We start from the raw sequence: 3,772 nt of genomic DNA on the forward strand, positions 1-3,772 counted from the left end.
TCTTGGTCGACTGCTGTCTTACCGGGAGCCTCCTCTCATCCGCCATCGCTCCGCGCACACCCACCGCGACCAGCGCCGTCAGGGTGAAAAGAGCTCAATAGCTGCACACCGGCGGCGCCGTCTGACACGCCGGCGGCGGTGAAAGGTCGAACAGGCTGGCCCAGGGAGAAGACCGACCCGGGCCTTCCATCGCCGGGATCAGAGGGCGCGGCGCTTGGATCAGACCGGCCAGAGCGGGCCATGGTGTGATGAGGCAGCGCAATGGCAGCAGAGTGAGGCCGTGGAGGCTGTCGTTGGGCGATTGAATCAGGTCCGACTGCCGTCTTACCCGGAAGCGTCTTCTTACCCGCCGCCCCGCGCCTTACCGCTACTGATCTGCATCATCAGGTTGGAAAAGGTCTCCCGTAGGCGTCCGTCGGCAAGGGCGTAGTCTGAGAAGATGGGCTACATGTCCGCTTCTTCCAGCCACTCGCCCAATCTGATTGTGCCTGGCCAAGTCACCCCAGCGCCCGCCCAACAACTCTATGTCACCAATGCGAGCGGAGCTGTGCAGAGAACCATTGCCGTGACTCCTCGTGTCGATCCGGGATTCTTCAGGAAGCTTCTAACCGACCTAAATCCACTCCGTAGCGAGCTCCGCACCGCGGTGCGCGCTCACCCATGGATTGGCGTCACCGTGCTGGCGCTGGACGCGTTGGCCACGGCGAACGTAGGCAACCCTTTCTTGTTTTACGATCGTCGCGAGAGATGGAAGGAGGTGTCGGGGCTACTCGAAGGCAGCAGATCGGATTTATGGCGCTCTTATTTTGATGATGTATCACCAAATTGGCAAGGCTCTGCATCCCAGATGCTCCAGCAGCACATCCGGTTCAACGTCCACCCCTTGTACAGCCGGCTCGACAAGATCTCTAGAGCGATGAGCGACGTTATGCACAGCCTTTACAAAGAGGTGGTGGAGTACGACCTGTCGCTACTTGGCCTCTACGCCGGAAACGCGCCGATAATCAAGCTGCTTTCGAAACTGAGTGCCAACCCGGCCAGTTCTGTAGCCATGTACACCCAGATGGGCATCTTCGCCGCCGCGTTGGGTAATCTCACGAAGCAATTCGCTGACATTTTCGTCACCTATGAGAGTCAACTTCAAAAACTAGAGTTGGCTCTCAACGACATCAAAGGCGCCTTCTACATTGGCGGTGACCCGACGCAAGGCCCGCGCGACCTCAAGCTTTCTTCCTCGGTCACCAGTCCCACCAGCATTGCCGATGTTTGGCAGCCTTTCCCAGGCAAGGCTGGGGGCACTACGGGCGGATCCGGTTTTCAGACCGCTACCGATTACCTCAAGAGGTTCGCCCACACCATGAGTGACTGCGGCACCGGTGTCGAGCTGTTGAAGGAAGTCCCGCCGCGGTTCGAGGGCTGGGGCCTGGCCCCGCTGTCAGGCATTCCGCTTGTCGGGTTATGGTTCGTCCGCCGACTCGACGTCATCGTCGACACATGGGCGGACGGTGTTCATATCCTCGGGGCTGTCCTGAAGGCCGATAGTAAAAAATTGATTGCGACGGCCGACAAATACATTGAAGTGACCACCCCTGGCGTCAAATAGGTCCTTAGTTAACCTGGCTGGCGCTCCGAGTAAACTGCGCCTCTTTCATTCTGATATCGTTGCCTGGAGCGTCCCCAGTGAGGTGGCCCGGCGACGACTCATGAACACTTTGACGTGCGGCCTTATAGCCAGCTCCGGCACGCCTTAAAAACGGGCAGGCTCCATGCGCTGCGCGAACGCAGGATGAAAACGCTCATTGTCTGTGAACCGGACGAGGACTTTGAGCGGTGAATCTTCCGCGATCACCGAGAGGTCTGTATAGACAGGAGTTCATTCCAGTTAACTGGAGACTGGACAGCCGCGGCGTCGGCTCGGTTGTCGTACTGCAGGAAGCGCCCAAAGGGTGCCAGCGTGAGCCCGCTCATACCGCCTACATACCACCAGTTGCGACGCATGACGACTTTTCCCTCTGAATCTCTAGTAAGGAATTCGATCACCGAGAACCGCATGTTTCCTTGCGGGAGAAGATTGCCCTTCTGATCAAAGCGATAGAGATCGAAACCGTATTGTTGCAGCGTGCATCTCAGGGGCGATCGCAGAGCCCGATTCCTCTCACTTCGGAGAAGGTCGATAGGCGTGATCGCAGCGTGCCGACCCAGCCCGGCGTCGGCTCTAACCTGGTTCACATAATACGGCGCACCAAAATGAAATTCCATGTGTTTCCGGCCCCATGGTGAATCCCGCAAGGCTGCGAAAGCTCCCTTCCGTACTTCTTGTAGCCTGCTAACAATCCGCTGTACCAGTTTCAGAATCTGCCGCAGATGTATTGCTGCGGTTTGAATCAGTTTTCCCACGGTGGTTGCCGCGGTCGCTGACATGTTCGAAATTCTCGTCGCGGCCACGACCTGCGACTGCCCCATGGTCGCGGGAGCGAAAAATTGTGCGTTGAACCAGATAGCCACTGCAAAATATAGGAGATCGGCGATTATCGCGATCACTATATGCTCAACCGTGCCGATAATCGAGCTCGCGAGCTGCAAAGTAGCAGCGACACTGTCGGCGGTGCTACCTACATGCGAAATTCCGTCGCGCAGGCCTTCAATCCGTGCCCGAGCGGCCTCAGCCGCCTCTCCTTCCCACGCGCCGTTACCGATGTTGTTGTTAATGGTTGCCTCGAGCTGATCGACCAACTTGCGGCAACTTTCGGCGATGCTGTCGTACTCGTATGCTGCCTGCCCCGTAGCAAGAGGGTCACCCGTTACAAAATCAGCCAAGTCTTTTGTCCAATAGAGGCCTTTCATGCCAAGCTGAACGACAACGACGAAAAGATAATTGAGCGGGTCGGCGGCGACTGTATGTCTAACCGCCCTGACTCCAAAGACGAATGTGCTGATCTCAAGAGTTAAGGCGCACAAGTCGGTGATGATGTTATACTTGTCGCCGCTAGTGAGGTCGCCCATGAAGCGAACTGCGCCCAGCGCACTTCTACCCAAGGCGCCCAACGGCCAGGGTAGATTTTCAATTATCCCATTAAGGAGTCGATGGTTCTGATAAAATTCTGAAGCTGGATTAAGTTTACGGATCTTCGACGCCTCGTCGGCTGTGCCCGCAAGCATGGAGAACATTGCCATGCTTGCAATGTCTGCGGTGGCAAGGTTCGCGGCAACAGCTCTGAGCCTGTCCCGCGCCCCATCGATCGCTTCCTCCATTTCTTTCAGGCATGCACTAAACTCATTTGCCATCTCTACATATGCGTCACGCAGCCCTACGGCCTCGCCAAGTCCGCCAAAGGCGCGCGGTCCAGCCAGCGAAGCTGCTGCTTTATTTGAAACACGACGACTTTCTCCTACCAGAGAACTCAGCGCATCAATCCCACGAGCAGCACGATCGATAGCTTGCGGACTAAAAACGAGCTTCTCCACAGTCAGCAGACTCCTTGCCTTTGATTGACGCTCGCAGTTAGACACTCTGTCGCACAGTCTTCAGGAAGCCCGGATTCCATGCAAGACATGCTGCTTTGCCCAAGCAGCACAAAGCAGCTAGATGAATGAGTCGAAGGCGTGCAGCGGAGATAGGGCGCCCACCCTCAGTGAGCTCTTTTCATCCTGACGGCGCTGGTCACGGTGGGTTCGTGTAGAGCGGTGGCGGATGAGAGGAGGCTGCCGATAAGACAGCAGTCGACCAAGATCCGATGCCCCGACCGGGAGCCTCGTTGCTGTCTTACCGTGC

The 3,772-nt window shown here is 57.0% G+C and carries 2 protein-coding genes; one reads left to right on the forward strand and one right to left on the reverse strand.

All coding sequences use genetic code 11. From position 1 onward, the window contains the following. The first annotated feature begins 439 nt into the window (after window positions 1–439). The gene (locus tag ABFX50_RS50320; protein WP_346158351.1) at window positions 440–1,603 is read left to right on the forward strand and encodes a hypothetical protein; all 1,164 of its coding nucleotides are present in this window, start codon (window positions 440–442) and stop codon (window positions 1,601–1,603) included. A gap of 242 nt (window positions 1,604–1,845) precedes the next feature. Here the strand turns inward: ABFX50_RS50320 and ABFX50_RS50325 are convergent, their stop codons facing one another. After that, the gene (locus tag ABFX50_RS50325) at window positions 1,846–3,465 is read right to left on the reverse strand and encodes a hypothetical protein (protein ID WP_346158352.1); all 1,620 of its coding nucleotides are present in this window, start codon (window positions 3,463–3,465) and stop codon (window positions 1,846–1,848) included. Between the last annotated feature and the right edge of the window lie 307 nt (window positions 3,466–3,772).

The organism is Nonomuraea recticatena, from assembly GCF_039533245.1.
In the GTDB taxonomy this organism is placed as follows: domain Bacteria; phylum Actinomycetota; class Actinomycetes; order Streptosporangiales; family Streptosporangiaceae; genus Nonomuraea; species Nonomuraea roseola.

What these genes read in the sequence shown, in the direction of transcription:
- ABFX50_RS50320 (WP_346158351.1), top strand. Translation starts at nt 440, where the DNA reads ATGGGCTACATGTCCGCTTCTTCCAGCCACTCGCCCAATCTGATTGTG.